General features: G+C 58.5%; 16 protein-coding genes and 1 pseudogene. 10 read left to right on the forward strand and 7 right to left on the reverse strand.

Annotated elements, in window-relative coordinates:
- Positions 1-20 precede the first annotated feature (20 nt).
- From MNQ99_RS07065 to MNQ99_RS07075, 3 genes and pseudogenes are all read left to right on the forward strand, one after another.
- Positions 21-370, forward strand: a pseudogene (locus tag MNQ99_RS07065) (CpaF family protein); the annotation flags it as partial.
- On the forward strand, positions 367-1224 hold the full coding sequence (locus tag MNQ99_RS07070) for a type II secretion system F family protein (RefSeq protein ID WP_241914927.1): 858 nt from the start codon (positions 367-369) through the stop codon (positions 1222-1224). The pseudogene MNQ99_RS07065 and the gene MNQ99_RS07070, both read left to right, overlap by 4 nt.
- A complete protein-coding gene (locus MNQ99_RS07075; protein ID WP_241914928.1) occupies positions 1221-2099 on the forward strand; it encodes a type II secretion system F family protein in 879 nt (292 codons plus the stop codon). The genes MNQ99_RS07070 and MNQ99_RS07075 overlap by 4 nt, the downstream gene beginning before the upstream one ends.
- A 241-nt stretch (positions 2100-2340) precedes the next feature.
- Here MNQ99_RS07075 and MNQ99_RS07080 read toward each other — a convergent pair whose 3' ends face one another.
- The gene (locus tag MNQ99_RS07080; RefSeq protein WP_241914929.1) at positions 2341-2577 is read right to left on the reverse strand and encodes a hypothetical protein; all 237 of its coding nucleotides are present in this window, start codon (positions 2575-2577) and stop codon (positions 2341-2343) included.
- 487 nt (positions 2578-3064) lie between these two features.
- Between MNQ99_RS07080 and MNQ99_RS07085 the strand changes: the two genes are divergently transcribed.
- Positions 3065-4384, forward strand: coding sequence for a PDDEXK family nuclease (locus tag MNQ99_RS07085; RefSeq protein ID WP_241914930.1), 1320 nt, complete (start codon positions 3065-3067; stop codon positions 4382-4384).
- A gap of 14 nt (positions 4385-4398) precedes the next feature.
- Here MNQ99_RS07085 and MNQ99_RS07090 read toward each other — a convergent pair whose 3' ends face one another.
- Together MNQ99_RS07090 and MNQ99_RS07095 are read right to left on the reverse strand one after the other, a co-directional pair.
- On the reverse strand, positions 4399-5130 hold the full coding sequence (locus MNQ99_RS07090) for a hypothetical protein (RefSeq protein WP_241914931.1): 732 nt from the start codon (positions 5128-5130) through the stop codon (positions 4399-4401).
- A gap of 441 nt (positions 5131-5571) precedes the next feature.
- Positions 5572-6753 carry an HNH endonuclease gene (locus tag MNQ99_RS07095; RefSeq protein WP_241914932.1) on the reverse strand — a complete coding sequence of 394 codons (1182 nt, stop codon included), beginning with the start codon at positions 6751-6753 and terminating at the stop codon, positions 5572-5574.
- Between the two features lie 270 nt (positions 6754-7023).
- Here MNQ99_RS07095 and MNQ99_RS19165 point away from each other — a divergent pair, with 270 nt between their 5' ends.
- Positions 7024-7203 carry an amidase family protein gene (locus MNQ99_RS19165; protein WP_422387521.1) on the forward strand — a complete coding sequence of 60 codons (180 nt, stop codon included), beginning with the start codon at positions 7024-7026 and terminating at the stop codon, positions 7201-7203.
- Positions 7204-7993: 790 nt separating this feature from the next.
- Here the strand turns inward: MNQ99_RS19165 and MNQ99_RS07100 are convergent.
- Positions 7994-8914, reverse strand: coding sequence for a carbon-nitrogen hydrolase family protein (locus tag MNQ99_RS07100; protein ID WP_241914933.1), 921 nt, complete (start codon positions 8912-8914; stop codon positions 7994-7996).
- Positions 8905-9801, reverse strand: coding sequence for a carbon-nitrogen hydrolase family protein (locus MNQ99_RS07105; RefSeq protein ID WP_241914934.1), 897 nt, complete (start codon positions 9799-9801; stop codon positions 8905-8907). Before MNQ99_RS07105 ends, MNQ99_RS07100 begins: the two co-directional genes overlap by 10 nt.
- Positions 9802-10145: 344 nt before the next feature.
- On the opposite strand from MNQ99_RS07105, the gene MNQ99_RS07110 reads away from it, so the two are divergent.
- From MNQ99_RS07110 to MNQ99_RS07120, 3 genes are all read left to right on the forward strand, one after another.
- A complete protein-coding gene (locus tag MNQ99_RS07110; protein ID WP_241914935.1) occupies positions 10146-10988 on the forward strand; it encodes a VOC family protein in 843 nt (280 codons plus the stop codon).
- Between the two features lie 41 nt (positions 10989-11029).
- On the forward strand, positions 11030-11893 hold the full coding sequence (locus MNQ99_RS07115) for a fumarylacetoacetate hydrolase family protein (RefSeq protein ID WP_241914936.1): 864 nt from the start codon (positions 11030-11032) through the stop codon (positions 11891-11893).
- Between the two features lie 313 nt (positions 11894-12206).
- A complete protein-coding gene (locus MNQ99_RS07120) occupies positions 12207-12407 on the forward strand; it encodes a hypothetical protein (protein ID WP_241914937.1) in 201 nt (66 codons plus the stop codon).
- A 262-nt stretch (positions 12408-12669) separates the two neighbouring features.
- Here the strand turns inward: MNQ99_RS07120 and MNQ99_RS07125 are convergent, their stop codons facing one another.
- Both MNQ99_RS07125 and MNQ99_RS07130 read right to left on the reverse strand, forming a co-directional pair.
- Entirely contained in the window at positions 12670-13662 is a 993-nt protein-coding gene (locus MNQ99_RS07125; RefSeq protein ID WP_241914938.1) for an IS481 family transposase, read from the reverse strand.
- Positions 13663-14411: 749 nt separating this feature from the next.
- The gene (locus MNQ99_RS07130; protein ID WP_241914939.1) at positions 14412-16190 is read right to left on the reverse strand and encodes an FAD-dependent monooxygenase; all 1779 of its coding nucleotides are present in this window, start codon (positions 16188-16190) and stop codon (positions 14412-14414) included.
- A 187-nt stretch (positions 16191-16377) separates the two neighbouring features.
- Between MNQ99_RS07130 and MNQ99_RS07135 the strand changes: the two genes are divergently transcribed.
- Both MNQ99_RS07135 and MNQ99_RS19170 read left to right on the forward strand, forming a co-directional pair.
- Positions 16378-17565: an acyl-CoA dehydrogenase family protein gene (locus tag MNQ99_RS07135; RefSeq protein WP_241914940.1), complete on the forward strand. Its 1188-nt coding sequence runs from the start codon at positions 16378-16380 to the stop codon at positions 17563-17565.
- Between the two features lie 43 nt (positions 17566-17608).
- Complete coding sequence (locus tag MNQ99_RS19170; RefSeq protein ID WP_422387503.1) at positions 17609-18124, forward strand: flavin reductase family protein; 516 nt, start codon at positions 17609-17611, stop codon at positions 18122-18124.
- Positions 18125-18218 lie beyond the last annotated feature (94 nt).

The following is an 18218-nucleotide window of genomic DNA, read 5'->3' on the forward strand; positions in this document are numbered from 1 at the left end:
ACCGTGTCTGAAGATTGCCCGGCATGCCTGGGATGTGCACAGTCCATGCAAATAGTGCTCACGACGCCATTACCAAGATTTGTACGCTGCCGCTGCTGGCGGGCCAGAACATCTCGTCAGCGTTCGTGGTTCCTACGGTGGCATCGTGCATCGACCTCGTCGTCCATTGTGCCCGCCGGCCTGACGGCAAGAGACAGGTCGTGGAGATCGTCTCGCTGGGCCGCCGAGTTGAGAACGGCATCATCGAGACGTCCACCGTTTTCAGCCGGCAGGGCGGCCAGTTGGAGGTCAGTCCCTCCGCGAGTCCGGCTGAGGAAAAGTTTATGCGGCTGGATACGAAGTGATGCAGCTGCTGGAACCCGTGTCATGACGGCGGCGGCGGGACTTGTAGGCGGTGTCGGCTTGTTCTTGATCTGGTGGTCTTGCTGGGAAAAACCGCCGGGCAGGCCCTCAAGGCAGAAGCGGCTCAGCCGGCTCCAGCTCGTGATCAATCAGGCCGGTATCGAGAAGGTCTCGTCGAAGGCGCTCCTGGCCAGCTGCGTGGGAATGGCCGCGGCTACTTTCCTGATCGTTTTTGCCCTGACGGCGTCGGGCCCGATCGCAGCCTGTTTCGGATTGTTCGGAGGCTGGCTCCCGCTCGTTCTCGTTCGCTGGAGGGCGCGCCGCCGTACCGCCGCCCTACGCGAAATCTGGCCGGACGTCGTCGACCATCTTCGGTCGGCGATCCGGGCGGGCCTGTCCCTGCCCGAGGCACTGGTTCAGCTGGGAACGCGCGGACCGGTGGAGTTGCGGCCGGCCTTCAGCGCGTTCGCCACCGACTATCGGGCAGGCGGGCATTTCGACGATGCGTTGGAACGGCTCAAAGCCAGGCTTTCGGACCCCGTGGCTGATCGCATCGTTGAAGCGCTGCGCATGACGCGAGAGGTTGGCGGCACCGACTTAGGCAGGTTGCTCGGGACCTTGGCGGACTTTCTCCGCGACAGCGCACGGACCCGCAGCGAACTCGAGGCGCGCCAGTCATGGACGGTTAACGCTGCCCGGCTGGCCGTTGCTGCGCCCTGGATCATCTTGATGCTGTTGGCCACGAGGCCCGAAGCGGTGGCGGCCTACAACACCGCGGCCGGGGCGGCCGTGCTGCTGGGCGGTCTAGTCGTGTCGCTGGTGTGCTATCGCCTCATGCTGCGCATTGGATCGCTCCCCGAAGAGGAGCGGGTGCTCCGATGAACCACACGGCGGCATTCACTGTGTTGATCGGCATTGCCCTGGGAATGGGTCTGTGGCTGACGGCTACGCGGTTGCCGTTCTTCCGGCCAACGAAATTTGCCGATCGTATTGCGCCACAGCTGAAGGCGATAGAGATGAAATCGCGCCTCTTGGACAGCGGACCAGGAAATGTCACGCCGTTCGGTCCCTTGGAGCGAATTTTCCGACCGGTGCTCCGTGACTCGGTCGCATGGCTGGGAACATTCAATCTCGGTTCGACCTTGTTATCGAAGCGGTTGCTGCAAGCCGGACGCAAGCAGAGCACGGTCGATTTTCGCGCCGAGCAATTGCTGTGGGCGGTCGCTGGGTTCCTCATCGGCATCGCGTGGATGATTACGACGGCGGCAGGAGGCTCGCTGGATCCGGTCCTTGCGGTGATTCTGACCGTTGGGTTGGCCACTGGCGGGTTCATGCTGCGGGACCATCTATTGACCGCCCAGATACATCGCCGCGAGGCAAAGATGCTGGCGGAATTCCCGAGTTTGGCGGAGTTGATGGCACTTGCAGTCAGCGCCGGGGAAAGCGCGACCGGTGCACTGGAAAGAATCTGTCGCAGCGCTCACGGCGAGCTGGCTCAGGAATTTGCGGTGGTACTTGCACAGACCCGCTCGGGCACGCCGGTGCTGACGGCATTGCAGGAGTTTTCACACCGGACCCGTTTGCCTGCGCTGGTCCGCTTCGTCGATGGGATCACCGTTGCTGTTGAACGCGGAACCCCGCTTGCGGATGTCCTAAGGGCTCAAGCCCAGGACGTGCGCGATATGGCGAAACGCAATCTGATGGAGTCGGCGGGAAAGAAGGAAATCGGCATGATGGTCGTCAATGCCACCTGTTAGCCTTCCATACTTTCCCTGTGTCCTGCCAAATTTCAGCTGTCGACCACTCGCAAGCGACACTTAACGCGTGCCCTAGTTTCGATCAGCATCACCGACTCCAGCAACAACTACGCAAGCATTCCATAGCGACTCGTTACCCGGTACTGCGCGCCAGTTTCCGTGCGTGTACCGGTTACTTCCTTCAGGTCATGCGATGCGGCCTTAGACAGAGCTTGCCGTGTGCGTGTCCGCTGGCCGTCTGTCAGGCAGCGAGCCATGGGAGAACGATTTTCTTGCTATGATGCCTCTCAATCTGGCGGGGAATCGTCGTCATGGTCGGCAGATCCTGTTTGCGCGACATAACTCCATTGATACCCGCACCCTCGAACGCCTCTTGCAACCGGCTCAGTTTTTTGCGCTTCCATGGCTGGACGGGTTGCTCCATTGTCAGCTTGAATTGGGTTACCCTCTCCACTTCATCAAGTTGCAGGGCAATCATCCGCTTTATCCTGAGCATGCCGTTTGCAGGTTCGAGAAGCCAAAGGGCACTAGCCGCTGAGTCGATGGCATTGCGAATCAAAGCGTAGGCGCCGAAAGGGCTTGCGATGAGGCTGACAGAGCTCTGCCGGTGTGCATGACGGGTTAGGGCGATTCCGTTGGGGTGTGCAAAGACTTGCCGTTTTGTGTCACGGGAAATCCGCCAGACGAAACAGCGACGAGGCCATGCGGGGCGAGGCGGAGAAGCGACGGCTGGTAAAAAGGATACTGGCTAATCTCTGAGAGACACGATTTTAGCCGATCGCGTGACCTGTCACTCCGATCGTGTCAGAGTTCAGATGTCACTATATGAATTGGCGCGCTCGTCCCCTGAATCGAGGATTGTCCTTGGCGAAAAAAGTTACAACGGATCGAAGCGATATCCGGCTGTCGGCATTCCGTCGCCGAAATAGGAACCGGTCAGCGTGAGCGAGGGAAGTCCAGGCCCGATGCCCGATACAGCGTTGATCGATACGGATGCTGGGGGAAGCTCTTCCAGTAACGTCATTGAATCGCATGGACATGACAAACCCATGCTCGCAGGCACCGCAACGGTGGCACGGCGAGTTCCGAAGTTCGACACCGGCTCGGATCGACCGACCATGAACCGGTTGCAGAATTCTTTCTATCGCCGTGTCTTTCTGCCCTCATTGCTCGCCGGCGACCCTGTGGATGTACAGGGGCAGTCGGGGTATGGGCTGGTGCTGCTCTACGACCTATTAGACGAACGTCGGAAGAATCCGATAAAAGCTAGGTGCACACTGGAATTCCTCGTTAGCTCTTATCACGACTCGGATCTCCCCTTGTACGCAAAGGACGTGTTAGCTGACTTCTACTTTCTTGAGGGGGACTTTGCTGCCGGTTACGCTGCGCTCGGCGTGTGGATAAGTCCGTCGCACCATTTGTCTCTCTCGGCCCACCTTGGCCGACCTCGACTGACAGCGCAGCAAGTGCTCAGGTGGGGAGAGTGGAGGATCACCAGGAAAGGCCTACGGCACACGGGCGCCCTCATGGATGCGCTGCAGTCACGTCTCGATAACTTCCAGGCTGTTCATGGACTGAGCCTCCTGGAAGACTTTTGGCGTCGAGTGACCGCTGACAAGTCATTGCAAGAAGTGGCAGCCAGTGTCGAAGAAGATGTCCTGCTGCGCTACACGGGAGAAGATGTGCGATATTTTCTCTCCGAGGCGCGTGAGAAGATCGCCGACCAGAAACCACCTCGAGCCTTCGAGCGGTTCCCCGGATATGAGGAACCAATTCATTGGCCAGGCCCCTGGGTCGCGTGGGGCCCGCACTTTGCCCTCCTTTTCGGCCTATGTCAGACTCTCACCCGGGACGCCGAAAATGCCGCTCGAGACGGTGCGAAGGTTCCCCGAGTCGGAGAGGGATGGGTGTCAGAAATGGCACTCCTGCGTCAAGTACAGGCCGCATTCCCGTACGAAAGGATAGTGCATCAGGCACGGCCGGGTTGGCTTGCACCACAGAGCCTCGATATTTTTCTTCCCGACCACAAAATTGCGATCGAGTACCAAGGGGCTCAGCATTCAACTCCCGTCGAATTCTTTGGCGGAGATGGAGCGTTCGCGCTTCAGCAAGAGCGAGACGCCCGAAAGCGAAGCATCTGCAACAAGTACGGCTGCGTGCTCATTGAAGTGCACCCGGGGTATCAACTTGTAGAAGTGGTTACCCGCGTGAAGGACGCTATGCAGAATGCTTCCGGCGGGACGGCTGTTGGCGAATGCTGCACGCGTGGGCAGGCCTATCATTGACAGAGGGTTGCGAGCTAATCGTTGGCCGACGACTCTCGCTGACGCCTTTCCCTTTCTTCCTCCCACTCTGTATGGAGTTCCATCTGCTCGGTTTGGTGCTCGTAGTATGCCTGCAGGTCGCTGACAAGCTTGTCGTAGTTTTTGGGACGAATTACGGGAATGCCATGTTGCTCATGATTGGCCAACAGGGAAATTAGCCACCCACTAACTAGATCGATGCGCTGCCATCTAGGCATGACGAAGTGGTCCAAGGCGTTGTCGTCGTCTATCAAGGACGCGATGATGTCCAATTCCTCGCGAAGGACCGCGTCGGAAATGAGCGAGACCCCGTCCCGAAATTTCAGGGTCATGCGGTACTTGTCTCGCTCGTTTACCCATCGCCCCTCATCGGGCAGGTGGTAGTCAAGGGCCCTGAGTTGGCCTACTGTTGTCAGGCACTCATGCAAGATCCGCTCGTCCTGGCGCTTGAGTTCTTCGGTTCGAGCCAACCGACGGTCTTCAACGCGTTCCTGCACGAGAATCTTGCGCTCCATCCTCCAAAGCAACGCTGCTCCGCCGAAAGCTATGACACTCCCAACGAAACTTCCGACCAACGCTGAAACGAAGGCTGAAGCGTCTTCGGAGACCATCGGAACTATCAACAGGCCAAAAGCTATCGCTGCCACCGCTAGTATCAAGGCGAGCGTGGTGGCCCACTTGAGAAGTGCGGGCGTAACGAATCGGTCGGAAGGCTGCTGCGGCGACATAAGTTTAGGATCGCAGACTCCTGGCTGGGCATTCATAGTCCGTCGACGCGATGAAGCGGTCAGGAGACCCGCCAATCACTTCTAACGATCTCCGGCATACGGCAAACTTGCACGTCGACAGGCGCGAACGTCAAAGCGGTGCAAGCGGATGCTCGAACATAGCTCCGATGCCATGACTCCGGACTTGTCCGTGGATCTCTTCGACGGGACGCGGATGGCGTCGCGGTGGCCTTGCCTCACGCTGTTTCACGTTCAGATGTTGCCAAGACGTTGCGACGAAACTGTTCCTGCTTCGGTCTTTAGCAGCGGTAGTTCGCAGGTTCCGAGAACCGAATAATCGAGCATGCCGCTGGAGCGACCGCGTTACAAGGGTGCGCCCGGCTTCCACGCGTGGTCCGGATGGCTTTTAGCAGCCTGTCCGGTTTAGTAGGCTCGAGTCCCTCATTTCGTACGTTTCTTGGTCCAGTGCTGCCAGATCGTATCGAGTACGTCGGGGTGCGGGTGTCGGGGCAAGTGTGCGAGGCTGCGCCGGTTGATGGCCAGGTCGTCGAGGCTGGGTCCGGTCGTTTTGTGGTGCAAATTGTGGTCCGGATCGATTGTCCAGAGGTCTTTGTCGAAGGCCAGGTGGTGGTTGGCGCAGAGCGGCAACCCGTTGCGGGGGTCGTCGGTGCCTTTGTTCTTCTTGGAAATAAGGTGCGCGGCCTGAACGAGCTCCGATGAGCTGACGTTACAGACAGCGCAGGATTCGCCGTAGCGTTTAAACACTTGGAAGGCGAACCTGTTTTGGTTTGGGCGGTTCTTGCGCAGACTGTACGTTGCAGTGCCGTCGTCGTCGGTGATGGTGAAGCTTTCCAGTTCCTCCTGGGCCGGGGGAGGAGGCATTTCGCCATTCGTGAAGGTCACCAGGAGGACTTTGTTGACGTCGTCCATGTCTTCGATGTACCCCCGGTGCACCGTGCGCAGGTTGCCGGGCTCCGGGGTAATGACGAATAAGGGCATGGCTGTCATAAAGGCGGCGCGGGCGGCTTCGACTTCGTTCTGGTCATGGCCTCTCCGCTCGGTGCTCGGATAGTGATACATGAGGCCGTCGGAACTGAGATGATCACTGTAGCTCTTGCCGGTGTGCATGACCGTTACGGCGATGCCGTTGGGGTGTGCAGCAGTCCGGGTGGCCTCCATGTTGGCGTAGATACCGGCTTGCCCACTGTAGAAGCCAAGGTCGCGTATCAGGGCCTTGGTGACCTTCTCCGGGCCGCCTTCGTTGCGGAGGTCCTGCCAGAGCTCCTCCCGCCGTTCCCGTTCGCGCTGCAGGTCCGCGTCGTCGTCTGTCCGAAGCTGTTGGGCTTGAGCCCAGCCCTCGGAAGTGAGCGTCCAGACCTGGTCCCTAGACCGTTCCACCAGTCCGTCGTTTGCCATGCGATCGCGTTGAATCTGCAGCCGCTTGCGCCATTTAGGCATTCCCTCACTAGCCGGAAACGGCTCGTGATCGTCGGCCGTCCAAACGTACTGCTCGTAGATGGTGCTAGCGGCCTCGGTCGCGGCGAGCGAACGGGAAGGTACGGTGGCAAGTACGGACAGGATGCGTCGGCGGAGTTCATCGTGCTGAGTGAGGGCAGGGGCCATGAGCTCATCATGAGCGGGCTTCAAACTTATCGCAATTCTTACAGGTCACAGCTCGTCTGTCGGCACGCGAGATTAGCATCAGGTCGTAGTTCAAAATGGACGCCTGGTCTGTCGCCCCGAGGGCGAATGGCATGTAGAAAGGCATGCTCCGCACGTCCGGGCCCGATCCGAAAAAGGCAGCCAAACCCGAGAACAGTTACCGGCCGCTGGCCGGGGTGCGCCTCACGGTGAAGGACACATCGAACCGGCCGAATTCATCACCACCGCAGGATCGGCAGCGCTGAAGGACAATGGAACGCCCGGGTTGTCCAGCAGCTGATTGACGCAGGCGCTGTCGTTATCGGCAAGACCAATATGCACGAACTGGAATTGGGCGTGACGAGCAACAACGCCACCTTCGGCCCCCCGGTCCGTAATCCCATAGATCCCCTCCGCTCAGCAGGCGGGTAAAGCGGGGAAAGCGCGGTAGCGGTTGCCCGCGCGAGGTTCCCTCCGCTCTCGGCACAGACACCGGTGCGCGTAGCTTTTGACACAGGGAGCGATAGTAGCCGCCAGGCCGTTCGACCCAGGTTGGTAGATATTTCCTCTGCTGATACCGCAGTGGGAGGGTGGACAAGTTCCGACTCTCGCGCGGCTCTAAAGGATTTCTCCGTCCGCGGGATGCGCCGCGTTTTGCATTGGCGTTGTTCAAGCGAAGGCTCCACTGACTGGAGAGCATCATTTGGGCGGGGAGTCCTTCCCGGTCAAGGCCAAGCCTTCCTTCTCGAACTCCACCCGTACAGCCGGTGCCGGACAGTTATTGGAGGGGGAGCACAGACGTTCACCTTTCCTGCGTGCCGGTCAACGCCAGCGACGACCTTGGTGTCGTCGCCGCCGTGGGTGGAGTGAAGTAGATCCGCCAGCTGGGGCTGGCAACCTCGAGGGCAACAGTCATCGGTAAGCGACCTGGGACACTGGCAGCCACATTGGAAGGGCGACGATCATTCTCAAGATGATGAATGCCGGGTCTGCGAAAACGTCAGCACCGACCTGAACCGGTGAGAACGAATGTGCTGTAGTTTCGCAGCAACTATGCGCTCAATGCAGCGAGAACGGCAGCGCGTAGAACTCCACGCTGTGGATCTACCGTGCCGGACGCAGCTACAGAAATCACGACCCCCATCGGCTCTACGGCGCCGTTTGAACATGGTGGCCCCGTATGCGTCGAACCAGGTCGCATCGGCGCATGGCTGAGACCGTCCTACTTATGGCCGAGCGGAACATTATTCGTTTCGTTGAGAGGGTCAGCCTCGAAAGTCCGGTAAAGCCTTGACGATTCCAAGTCAGCCAGTAGGAGGCCTTCGTCAGCAGGTCCCATCGGTTCACAAACGTTTTGTCCGTCTGGGTCGATAATTCGTGTAGCACCGTGGCCATTCTCAAGCAGGTGTCTGTTGCTGTCTGCAATGGGCACTCTCGCCCAAAATTTTGCACCAACCACCATTGTGGGCGCGAGCACGTATACACCGCCCTCTATTGCATACTGCCGAGAGAAGCGCAGGCTTGTTGCGGCGCTCATAGGGATTGAATTAGGCATCAACGCGTGAGATGGCCACGACGCGACATGGATCTCTTCGCCTTGCGCCATCAAAGTGTGGCGCAAGAGAGGCCTACGGTGTTCGTTGCAATTCAGGGCACCCAAGTTTCCGAGTTCCGTGGGAACAACCTTCAAGTCCTCCTCAGCGTTCCCGGATCCGAAAATGCGCGACTCAGGACCTGTGGGGCGCAACTTTCTTCGTGTCATGAGGGTGCGGCCGTCCCGACCGATTAGCATTTGGGCTATGTAGAACTCGTCATTGCAGCGCTCAGAAAAACCAACGACTACGTGAATATTTCCAGTGGCCGCCGCATTTTCGATTCGCTTGTGTGCTGCATGACCGAGCGTCAGCGATTCAGATCTCAGTCGGTTCATGATATCGAACGTATTCGGATCATGGTCGAACCAAGCATGAAAGGGATAACCCGGCAGCCAAAGCTCCGGAAACACGACTAGCTTCGCCTCTTTAGATGCGGCGCGTTCGATGAGATGGATGGTTAGGTCAACCGTGGCTGCTAAATCGAACCAGACGGGCTCTGCCTGAACGGCGGCAACCCTAAGTCCGCCCGGTGGCATCCTCATCTCCATTTATTCATCCCTACTCCCAATGGATCCCTATCGAATATTGGGCGCAACTCATCGAAATCAACCGACGCGGTCACTAGCCCTTCGGCTGACGGAGCTAGGGGCGCACCGAGCACCTCTCCTAGGGGGGAGAAAATTCGCGCATGGCCGCCACCGACTTTCACCTCGCTAGCGGAGATTCCCTCCGTTCTCATTCGAGCCTGGGTGGATTCACTAATAACCATGGTCGGAGCGACGACGTAGTTACCTCCCTCCGCGGCGTATTGCTGAGTCAGCAGCATGTTTACGCCTGCGCTGAGGCGGGCTACATCAGGGAGAAGGGCGAATGAAGGCCAGGCCGCAATATGAATCTGTTCCCCTTGACGAAGTAGCTCATGCCGCAATCGAGGGCGTGTGTGTTCGGAACAAATCAACCCGCCAAGTCGACCAATAGACGTATCGATGACTCGGAGACCATCAATTGAGCCTGAGGCGAAGATGGTCCTCTCACGCCCAAACGCCATTATTAGCTTGCGTCGCATGTGCGCCATAGTTCCATCGCGTTCAATCAGAGCTTGGGCAATGTATAAAGTCTGCCCCTGCCTTTCGGCGAAGCTAACAGACACAAGGATGTGGTGGCGTCGGGCAGCTTCGGCGATACGGATCAGCTCCGGGCCAGTTACTGATATCGCCTGTCTCATGTACGCGGCCAACTGCTGCTGCCGTAACTGAGGATCCCCAGCCCAGAGAAAGATTGGGTACCCGGGAACCCAGGTTTCCGGAAAGGCTATGAGATCGCTTCCAGCTTCACTAGCTACCCGAATGAGGTCGACCGTCTTGTCGACCGTGGCGGCAAGATTGAACCAGATGGGTTCGGCTTGCACCGCTGAGACCGTTGGCAATTGTTCCACCCCGATGCTTTGAAGTACGCCTGACGAGTTGCATTCCCGTCGATCGTACAGGCAGTGAGAATCCTGTCAAGGGTTGGATATTTTATGTTGCCTGTAAACTATTTGTATGCAATGATTTCTGACAGGGAAGCCCAGGCTATCGCTCGGGGGGCTAGAAGACGATGAGAACATCAAAGACGGTCTCTCAACTGACTGCTTCGAGGGTGCGGGCCGAACGTATGAAAAGCGCCCAATGGTGACTGATACCTACGACTCGTAAGACGGTCCCGGAAGGCCAACCGAATCATCTACTGCGGAATCACGGAGAATAAATGTCTTGGGGATTGATCACCGGGATGGGTTACGTGGCCATCCAGACCACCGATGTGGAGGGGTCCATCTTCGACGCCACCCAACTCCTGGGCTTACACGTGACGGAACAAAAAGGCAACGAGGTCTATTTGGCAGCAGGCGCTGTTCATCATGAACTCGTCTACATCGAGTCCGAAACGAACGGTATTCACAGCATTGGTCTGCTGGCCAAAGACGGTGACGCCTTGCGTACCATCCGCCGCCGAGTTGAGGACGAAAACCTTCGGATCATCAGCGAAGGACCAGAGTGCTCGGGGATTGAAGATGGATTTTCGTTTGTGGGACCGGAGGGCTGGATCTTTGAAGTCTTCATTGATATGCAACCTGCTGAACCCGGACGGCTCTCCTTCGGACCGGACCGCTACGGACACATTAACTTCCACCCTCGGGATGTTCGCGGCATGATGGAGTTCCTTCAGCGGACACTCGACTTTCGGCTGTCAGACATCATCGGTGATGACTATGCCTATTTCATGCGCTGCAGTCCAGATCACCATGGGATAGCCCTTATCCAAGGCCAAGGAACTTTTCACCATCATGCATGGCAAGCGCAGTCCATCGTCGACTTGGGCAAATTAGGCGACCGACTAAACCGAGTGGGCCGCGAGTTGATTTGGGGGCCTGTTCGGCACGGCGCCGGCCATAATGTCGCGGCCTACTACGTCGAGACTTCAGGGGCGGTCGTTGAGTTGTACACAGATTTAGAGCAGATCTACGACGAGAATCGGCCTCCCGTGAAGTGGAGTGGGGAGGAGAACTGGTGGAACATGTGGAGTTCATATCGGCCGGAGAGTTTCCGTGATTTCGGCATCCCCCCGGTCACAAACCGCCACTAAATTTACTCAGCACGCGGTCGAATAACGGAAAGGAATCAAAAATGAACTACGCAAGCTTCGTGACTAGCGGTGACGCGCCTACCTGGGGTGTCGTCGAGGATGGTATCGCTTACGACCTGGGCCCAACGGGAGCAAATCTAGCACCAACCCTGCGCTCAGCCGTCGAACAGGGGCTGTTTGGAATGGTAGGTCCTGAACTCCAGAACGCTCCTGCATACGCCGAGGAAGCGATCAAGTTTCTTCCTGCTATTCCGGATCCAGGAAAGATCGTGTGCGTCGGCGTTAACTACCGCAGTCATCAACAAGAAACCGGTAGAGAAGCACATCGGACGGAGCAGAAGGCGCCGACCATCTTTACCCGCTTTGCAGATACTCAAATTGGCCATCTGCAGCCGGCGCAGATGCCGCTTACTACCTCAGAATTCGACTACGAAGGTGAGATGGCCCTGGTGATCGGCCAACCGGCCTTCCAAGTTCGAGAGGCGGATGCCTTCCAATATGTAGCCGGCTACTCCATCTACAATGATTTCAGCGTCCGCGATTGGCAATTGGCGACCACACAGTGGACCCCCGGCAAGAACTTCCCGGGCACCGGCGGCTTCGGACCGTATTTGGTCCCCGCCACCGTCCTAGGGGACCTGGACAGGCTCGTCCTGGAGACTCGTGTCAACGGCGAAGTCCGGCAAAAGGCTTCTGTCGGCGACCTTTACTTTACGATCCCAGAGTTAATTGCTTACGTTACCGCCTTCACAAAGTTGTCTCCTGGTGATGTCATAGTCACGGGCACACCGGGTGGCGTAGGTCGATTTATGACCCCGTCGGGGCTACTAGCTGAGGGCGACGTAGTCGAAGTGGAAGTCACCGGGCTGGGAACGCTGCGCAACACAGTCGAGCTCGTCCACTAGACAAAACTGCAGCGCACAGCATTACGTATTCGGTTGGGAAGGCCTGCTCCCATCGTCACGTCTGTACGGTGTGAGTCGGTCGGGTATTCGATACCGGTGGGTGCATTGCCTAGTTAGGACGCGTGCGTTTGCCTGGCGATGGGTGGGAATGGTCGTGGTGCTCAGTCTTTCAGTCTCGGATGACTGCCTGGGCGTGCAGCAGGGAGTAGAAGCTGTAGAAGTTGGGGCGCTCGTTCTTTGCGGATCCACCCAATAGGCGCCTCGAGGGTGCCGGTTGCCGCACGAGAATCCGGGCGGGATGCAGGATAGGCCAGTGCGTGCCGAACCAATCGGCCATATCCTCACTGGTCGAATCCTGTCCCTCGCCGCCGTGCAGCACCGCTTGGCCACGGACGTCGACGAGGTCCTCGAGGTGGGCGGTGAGAACCGGTTGGCGAGCCAGCCGATACACTCGCAAGTGTGCTCGACGATCGAGAAGACCTTGATCGGCCGACCGTCGCCTGCCCGGACTTAGAAGACTCCTCAACTCCCAAGTGGCTGCAGCGGCAGGTCATTGCGTTTGGCCAACCACGACGTGAAGAACTAGCCGTCCACCTTACTACTGGTGACATTTACAGACTGAACCGCTGCGCGGCAGGTGAAGCCCCCCGCGTTGGCTGTCGAAAGGTGTATGTCGATAAAACCCGTGACGGTTGCCAGTGCTACTGCGAAGCCCGCTGTGAGCATCGATCGGCTGCGCCACGGCACCGGTCAGCCGCAACCGTCCAGGACCGCCCCTAGGTGTACTGACCAACGACGTTGGTTAAGCGGCTGATGGGCGGCTTGTTCCCGATTGCGGTGTGGGGCCGATGATGATTGTACTCATGGATCCACGCCGGCAGGGCCTCGCGGCGGACGGTCTCGCTGCCGTAGAACTTGGCGTAGGCCCATCCGTCGTTCAGGGTCCGGTGGAACCGCTCGATCTTGCCGTTGGTTTGGGGCCGGTAGGGCCGGGTCCGCTTGGGTTTGATGCCCAGCCCGGTGCAGGCATCCCGCCAGGCATGGGAGCGATAAGCGGACCCGTTATCGCTTAAAACCCGCTCCACTGTGACCTTCCTGGCCGCGAACCAGGCCACGGCTCGCTCGAGCACGGCGATGGCCGTCACTGACTTCTCATCTTCGTGGATCTCGGCGTAGGCGACACGCGAGTGGTCATCGATCACGGTGTGCACGAAGGCGGTGCCCATCTTCGGGTTGTGGTGGGAGCTGCGGGGTTTCCCGGGTGTCGCCACACGGTTCTTTTCCCCCTGCTCCCGGCCGACGAACCGGTGCCCGCCGCCGTCGGGGATGTTGCCGAACTTGGTGACATCCACGTGGATCATCGCCCCGGGATAGGGGTGTTCGTAGCGCCGGATCGGCTCGCCAGTGACGCGGTCGATGTAGCGCAGCCGGTTGATCCTGCACCGCACCAGCACCGCGTGCACAGTTGACGGGGGCAGACCAAGCCGGAAGGCGATCTGGACCGGGCCCATGCGTTTGCGCCAGCGCAGGGCCACGATCTTCTTGACCATGGCCTGCGGTGTCCGGTTCGGGCTCGTGAGCGGTCGGCTGGGCCTGTCGGCCATGCCGGCCTTCCCGTGGACCCGGTAGCGCTCTGCCCAGCGTTTGGCCGTGGGCCAGGAGACCATGTACTGCTTTGCCGCGGTGGCCACGCTCCATCCGTCGTCGACGATGAGCCTGGCGAGTTTCAAACGTGCTTTAGGGGTCAATGCTGCATTAGCGTGGGACATGAAGGCCTCCTGTTTGTGAAGCGGTTTCTTAGACAGCTCCACTCCACATCAGGGGGCCTTCGTCATCCCATCATTCAGACCGTGTCGTCACACGAATTCAACCAACCTGCCTGGGCAGTACACCTAGGCCCGCCCCACCGCCACATGAATCAGCGAAAGCCTTTTCATGTATAAAGCCCGAGCGCAGTCGATCGTCTGCTCTACTGAGCGTTGGGGCACCAGAAGCGTCCGATCCTGACCATTCGCCTAGGAATCCGGACAGGCCCTGACTCGGCGGTGCGCGCGGCGGCCAGAGAACGTGGCGCTTAGACGCTTAGACGCTTAGACGCTTAGCGCACCGGCGTCCGCGTCTCGGCGAGCAGCGCTAAGTAGAGGCAGGCCTGGATCGCACGGTGCTTGCCGAGCCGGGCCACGTGATTGGCGCTGGGCGCACAGGAATCATAGACGAGATAGATGTTTGCTTCATGGGACCCGGCGCGAAGGCGAGCAGGGGGAGCGTGGCCCCGTGTCCGCTTCGTAGCGGTACTCGTACTCTCCGAAACGCATGATGCGCCCTCGCACACGACCGGTTGCTCGCCGCTGATCTCGCCGAGAATCGTGAGCAGTTCGTCGGCCTCGGCGCGCCGAGCGCACATGGCGCGGTCGAGTACCTCCGCAACCGGCAGGTCTGACGGGGACGCTGCGGGCGGATTCGCTGCTAGGGCTCTCCTCGCGATCGTGCTGGACAACCCCGCTTTTCCCGAAGCGTATTACACAAGTCTTCGACGGTCTCCCACAAGCAATAACCTGCTGAATATCGTATCTAAGGCAGATTTGGCTTCTTCTGCCGTGGCGGGCGCCGAATCTATACGGGCTGCAACGTAGCCATCCGGGCGGATCAGCAACATGCCGTCCTCCCGTATCTCTCTTAGTCGGGACCAGTCCCCGTAACGGTCTTCAGCTCCCGGTGTCCCAACAACAATATGCGTTGTGTATGCGGTTACACGCATTCCTTGGAGAGCTTCGACCCAGACACCTCCGGATAGACCAGTAACGAGAGTCAGCTTTCCCATGGGCAAGAGATCCAGAATGGATGTTCGTAGGCCGTCCTCGTTGACCAACCAAACATGGGGCGTTTTGCACCCTGGGCGTGTCGATGGTTGGGCGTAGATTTCAGAGTCGCGGACGAATGTCTCGTCTGGAAGATTGTCTGGGGGAACCACGGCTGCAGAATCGTAGCGCTGATTCATTTCTATGCCGTGGGCATTGAACTCGAAGTTCTTCAACTGCATTGCTTCCACCAAGGCTGCCCGTAATATCGCACCGTCTGCGGTTGAAGAGTGCAGTTCCTTCAGAGCTAGTTCGATGTCACCACCAGCGGATGCCTTCTGAATGACTTCACGGAATGCGCTGTATTCCCGGCGCGATTGGTTGGCTCGCCGGACAACCTGTTGGGCTACAGGAGCTCGTTCGGCGCTGTACGTCTCAAGAAGCTTGGGGTTTGCGTACCCTCGCAGAACGAAGGCGAGTTTCCAAGCTAAATTAAAGGCGTCTTGGACACACGTGTTGGAGCCCAAGCCGCCGGACGGAGGGTGCCTATGGATTGCGTCCCCGGCACAGAACACGCGCCGGTCGGAGGCACGCGTCGCGTACGCTTCATTGACGTACCAAACACTGCTACTTTCCACCCTTACTTTCGCTTGGGGATCGCCGATCAGTGAGCGGATCCTATCGGTAAGTTCAGCCTCATGCAGGACCGGCTCGCCCTCAGCCAGGTCGTGACCCCATCCAGCGATCCACTCATCCCATTGGTGCACCGCTCGCAGCAGCCCAAGTCCGATATCGCCGTAGCCGGCGGTCTGCGAAGCGATCCAGTACAAGATGCTGGGCCTATGGGCCGCGTACTTCGAGAGATCGCATTTGAAGCGTACATAGATAGTTGCCGCCCTAGCCATTTCCCCCTCGAAGGGGAGCTCAATGTCCTCCGCCACTTTGGAAGCGGCCCCGTCAGCTCCGATGAGGTATTTGGATCGAATTGTATAGTCGCGGTTGGTGCGACGGTCAAGAACATGAGTTGTCACTCCCTCCGTATCTTGGCTGTGACCGAGATACAGGGTGTCGAATGCAAGCTGGCTACCGCGGGATGCAGCGTTCCGGACTAGGACGGCCTCCAAATCAGGTTGCAGCACGTCCATCATTTCGCAGGGGCTGGCTGCTAAATAATCACCGTATCGATCGTCCCCAGTGCCCCATGTCCGTATCCGGGCAATTTCAGGCCCGGCGAGACTGGTCGTGAAGAGCGTGTCTCCCATCGATTTCCAAGGAGAGGCGTACTTCTTGATCTCATCTTCTACCCCGAAGTGCCGGAGTACCTCACCAGTACGTTGATTCGTGATGTGGGCACGTGGTGAGTTTGAAAGCCATCCATATTTGGTGATGAGTCGGGTGCTAATGCCGTAGGAGGAAAGGGCAAGAGCAGCAGCCCCGCCCGCAGGGCCGGCCCCGATGACCAGAACATCGACACTGTCCTCATTCGTTAGTCGCGACATTTTGATGCTTCGCCTCCCTGAAGTGATCGCCTGACACATCCAACTTATCTGGTGGGGCCCAAAATATCTACCAGGGCTTTCAGGATCCTATGGACACTCCAATCTTTTTGGAGTATAAAGTTCATATCAGCCTCCAGGTGCGCCTGAGACGCTTCCAGATTTTTCCTTTATTCGCCGAGGAGACGCTATGAGCACTGAAGCTTTGGTTGCTACACCCACCCATGAAGAAATGATTGCCCGCGTGGACGCGATCGTTCCCCGATTGAGGGAGCGCTCGGAGGAGACGGAGCGGATTCGACGCATTCCGGATGAAACGATCGACGAACTAAAGGAAGCCGGTGTTTTTCAAATGCTGGCGCCCAAATCTGTCGGGGGGTACGGCATGGGGCTCGAAACCTACGTGCAAGTCGTCCGCAGGTTGGCGCGTGGTTGCCCCTCTACCGCGTGGAGCGTGGGATACCTTGTCGAGCATGTCTGGATGCTTGCACGCTGGCCCCAGAAAGTGCAGGACGAGGTATTCGCGAAGGGCCCGACTCCTCTGGCTGCCGCAACAGGCTCTCCGGTTGGGGTGGCAGAAAAGGTTTCGGGGGGATACTCCATCTCCGGCCGATGGAGCTTTGCATCTGGGGTAATGCACTCCGAATGGGTTTTACTCGCGGCACAGTACAAGGACATGCGTCTGCAATGCCTCGTGCCGCTCTCGGATGTCGAATTGTTGGATGTTTGGCACACTTCGGGTCTCAGAGGTACAGGCAGCAACGACATAGTTGCGGAGAACTTCTTCGTCCCTGAGTACCGAACGCTCGACTGGGCACTGTTGGGCGCTGCGGATAATCCCGGTAGCCACATCCATCCAGAAACGATCGTCCACGTGCCCATAGCCACGCTTTTGAATATGGTGGCACCGGCGGCAACTCTTGGGGCAACCGAATATGCGGCCGAGCTTTTCCGCGAACGAATGTTGGTGCGAAAGGTCAAGCACACTACGGAGAGCCGCCAAGCGGACGCACCGTTGGCTCAAGCCCGTTTCGCACGTATCTCTGGGCTGTTGATCACCGCCCGGCTCCATTGGGAGGAAGCGGTCCGAGTTGTTTCAGCATCGTATGAGCGTAGGCCCTCGACTCTGACGGACAGCGAAAGAGCCCGCTACAGGCTATCGCTTGCTCTCTGTGGAGAAGCATCTGCGGAGGCTCTTCGTCTCATCATGACGGGGTCGGGAGGCAATGCCCAGCGCCTCTCGAACCCGCTCCAGCGAATTCAGCGAGACGTTAACGTCTTGCTGAACCACGCCACATTGACCGTGGATCCGATTATGGAGCAGGCAGGTCGCGGACTGTTGGGGCTTGGGTTCACGATCCCCGCGGAACTGTTTTAGCCGGTACGAGCCTCAGTCGTTCTCGACCGAAAGGAATGCCCCCATGAAAGTTCAGGATAGGGTCCTGGAGCCAGCACGAAAGTCGGACAACCGGGAGTACCGAAACCTGCTTGGCCAGTTTGCGACAGGCGTAGTGTTGATCTCGACGGAGACAGCAGAGGGTATCTCTGCCATGACTGTGAATTCGTTCACCTCCGTATCACTGAATCCAAAGCTAGTGGCTTTTTGTCCCGCGAAGGAGAGTGCAACGTGGGCCCGAATTAGGCAGAGCAAGCGTTTCGGGGTCTCCTTTCTAGCCCACAATCAACAGGACATAAGTGCCCAGTACGCCCGCCGCCAGGATCCCCGCGAGGAATTTCGCGATCACTGGTTGCATCCTGTAGATCAGCCCGTGGCAGCTGGGTCGATCGGGTGGTTAGACTGCGAGCTCGAGTCGATAGTGCCTGCGGGCGACCACGACCTTGTGCTTGCGAAGGTGTCTGCATGGTCCGAATTGCCGGAAGGGACAGACCCGCTTGTCTTCTTTGGGGGAGCGTACAGGACCATCGCACCTCGCTAGTACTAGCAAGGAAAAGATATTTTAGGCCTCCGGATTGCCCGGGCGCCTCCTAGCATCCTTGCAAGGGAAGTGGCAGCCAGGATAATCTGTTGAA

This window comes from Arthrobacter sulfonylureivorans (assembly GCF_022637435.1).
In the GTDB taxonomy this organism is placed as follows: domain Bacteria; phylum Actinomycetota; class Actinomycetes; order Actinomycetales; family Micrococcaceae; genus Crystallibacter; species Crystallibacter sulfonylureivorans.

Bases quoted from the DNA above. Each gene is read 5' to 3' on its own strand.
- MNQ99_RS07075 (WP_241914928.1), top strand. From the start codon at position 1,221: ATGAACCACACGGCGGCATTCACTGTGTTGATCGGCATTGCCCTGGGA.
- MNQ99_RS07130 (WP_241914939.1), bottom strand. From the start codon at position 16,190: ATGTCGCGACTAACGAATGAGGACAGTGTCGATGTTCTGGTCATCGGG.
- MNQ99_RS07095 (WP_241914932.1), bottom strand. From the start codon at position 6,753: ATGGCCCCTGCCCTCACTCAGCACGATGAACTCCGCCGACGCATCCTG.
- MNQ99_RS07125 (WP_241914938.1), bottom strand. From the start codon at position 13,662: ATGTCCCACGCTAATGCAGCATTGACCCCTAAAGCACGTTTGAAACTC.
- MNQ99_RS07135 (WP_241914940.1), top strand. From the start codon at position 16,378: ATGAGCACTGAAGCTTTGGTTGCTACACCCACCCATGAAGAAATGATT.
- MNQ99_RS07090 (WP_241914931.1), bottom strand. From the start codon at position 5,130: ATGTCGCCGCAGCAGCCTTCCGACCGATTCGTTACGCCCGCACTTCTC.
- MNQ99_RS19170 (WP_422387503.1), top strand. From the start codon at position 17,609: ATGAAAGTTCAGGATAGGGTCCTGGAGCCAGCACGAAAGTCGGACAAC.
- MNQ99_RS07080 (WP_241914929.1), bottom strand. From the start codon at position 2,577: ATGATTGCCCTGCAACTTGATGAAGTGGAGAGGGTAACCCAATTCAAG.
- MNQ99_RS07100 (WP_241914933.1), bottom strand. From the start codon at position 8,914: ATGGAGATGAGGATGCCACCGGGCGGACTTAGGGTTGCCGCCGTTCAG.
- MNQ99_RS07115 (WP_241914936.1), top strand. From the start codon at position 11,030: ATGAACTACGCAAGCTTCGTGACTAGCGGTGACGCGCCTACCTGGGGT.
- MNQ99_RS07070 (WP_241914927.1), top strand. From the start codon at position 367: ATGACGGCGGCGGCGGGACTTGTAGGCGGTGTCGGCTTGTTCTTGATC.
- MNQ99_RS07085 (WP_241914930.1), top strand. From the start codon at position 3,065: ATGCCCGATACAGCGTTGATCGATACGGATGCTGGGGGAAGCTCTTCC.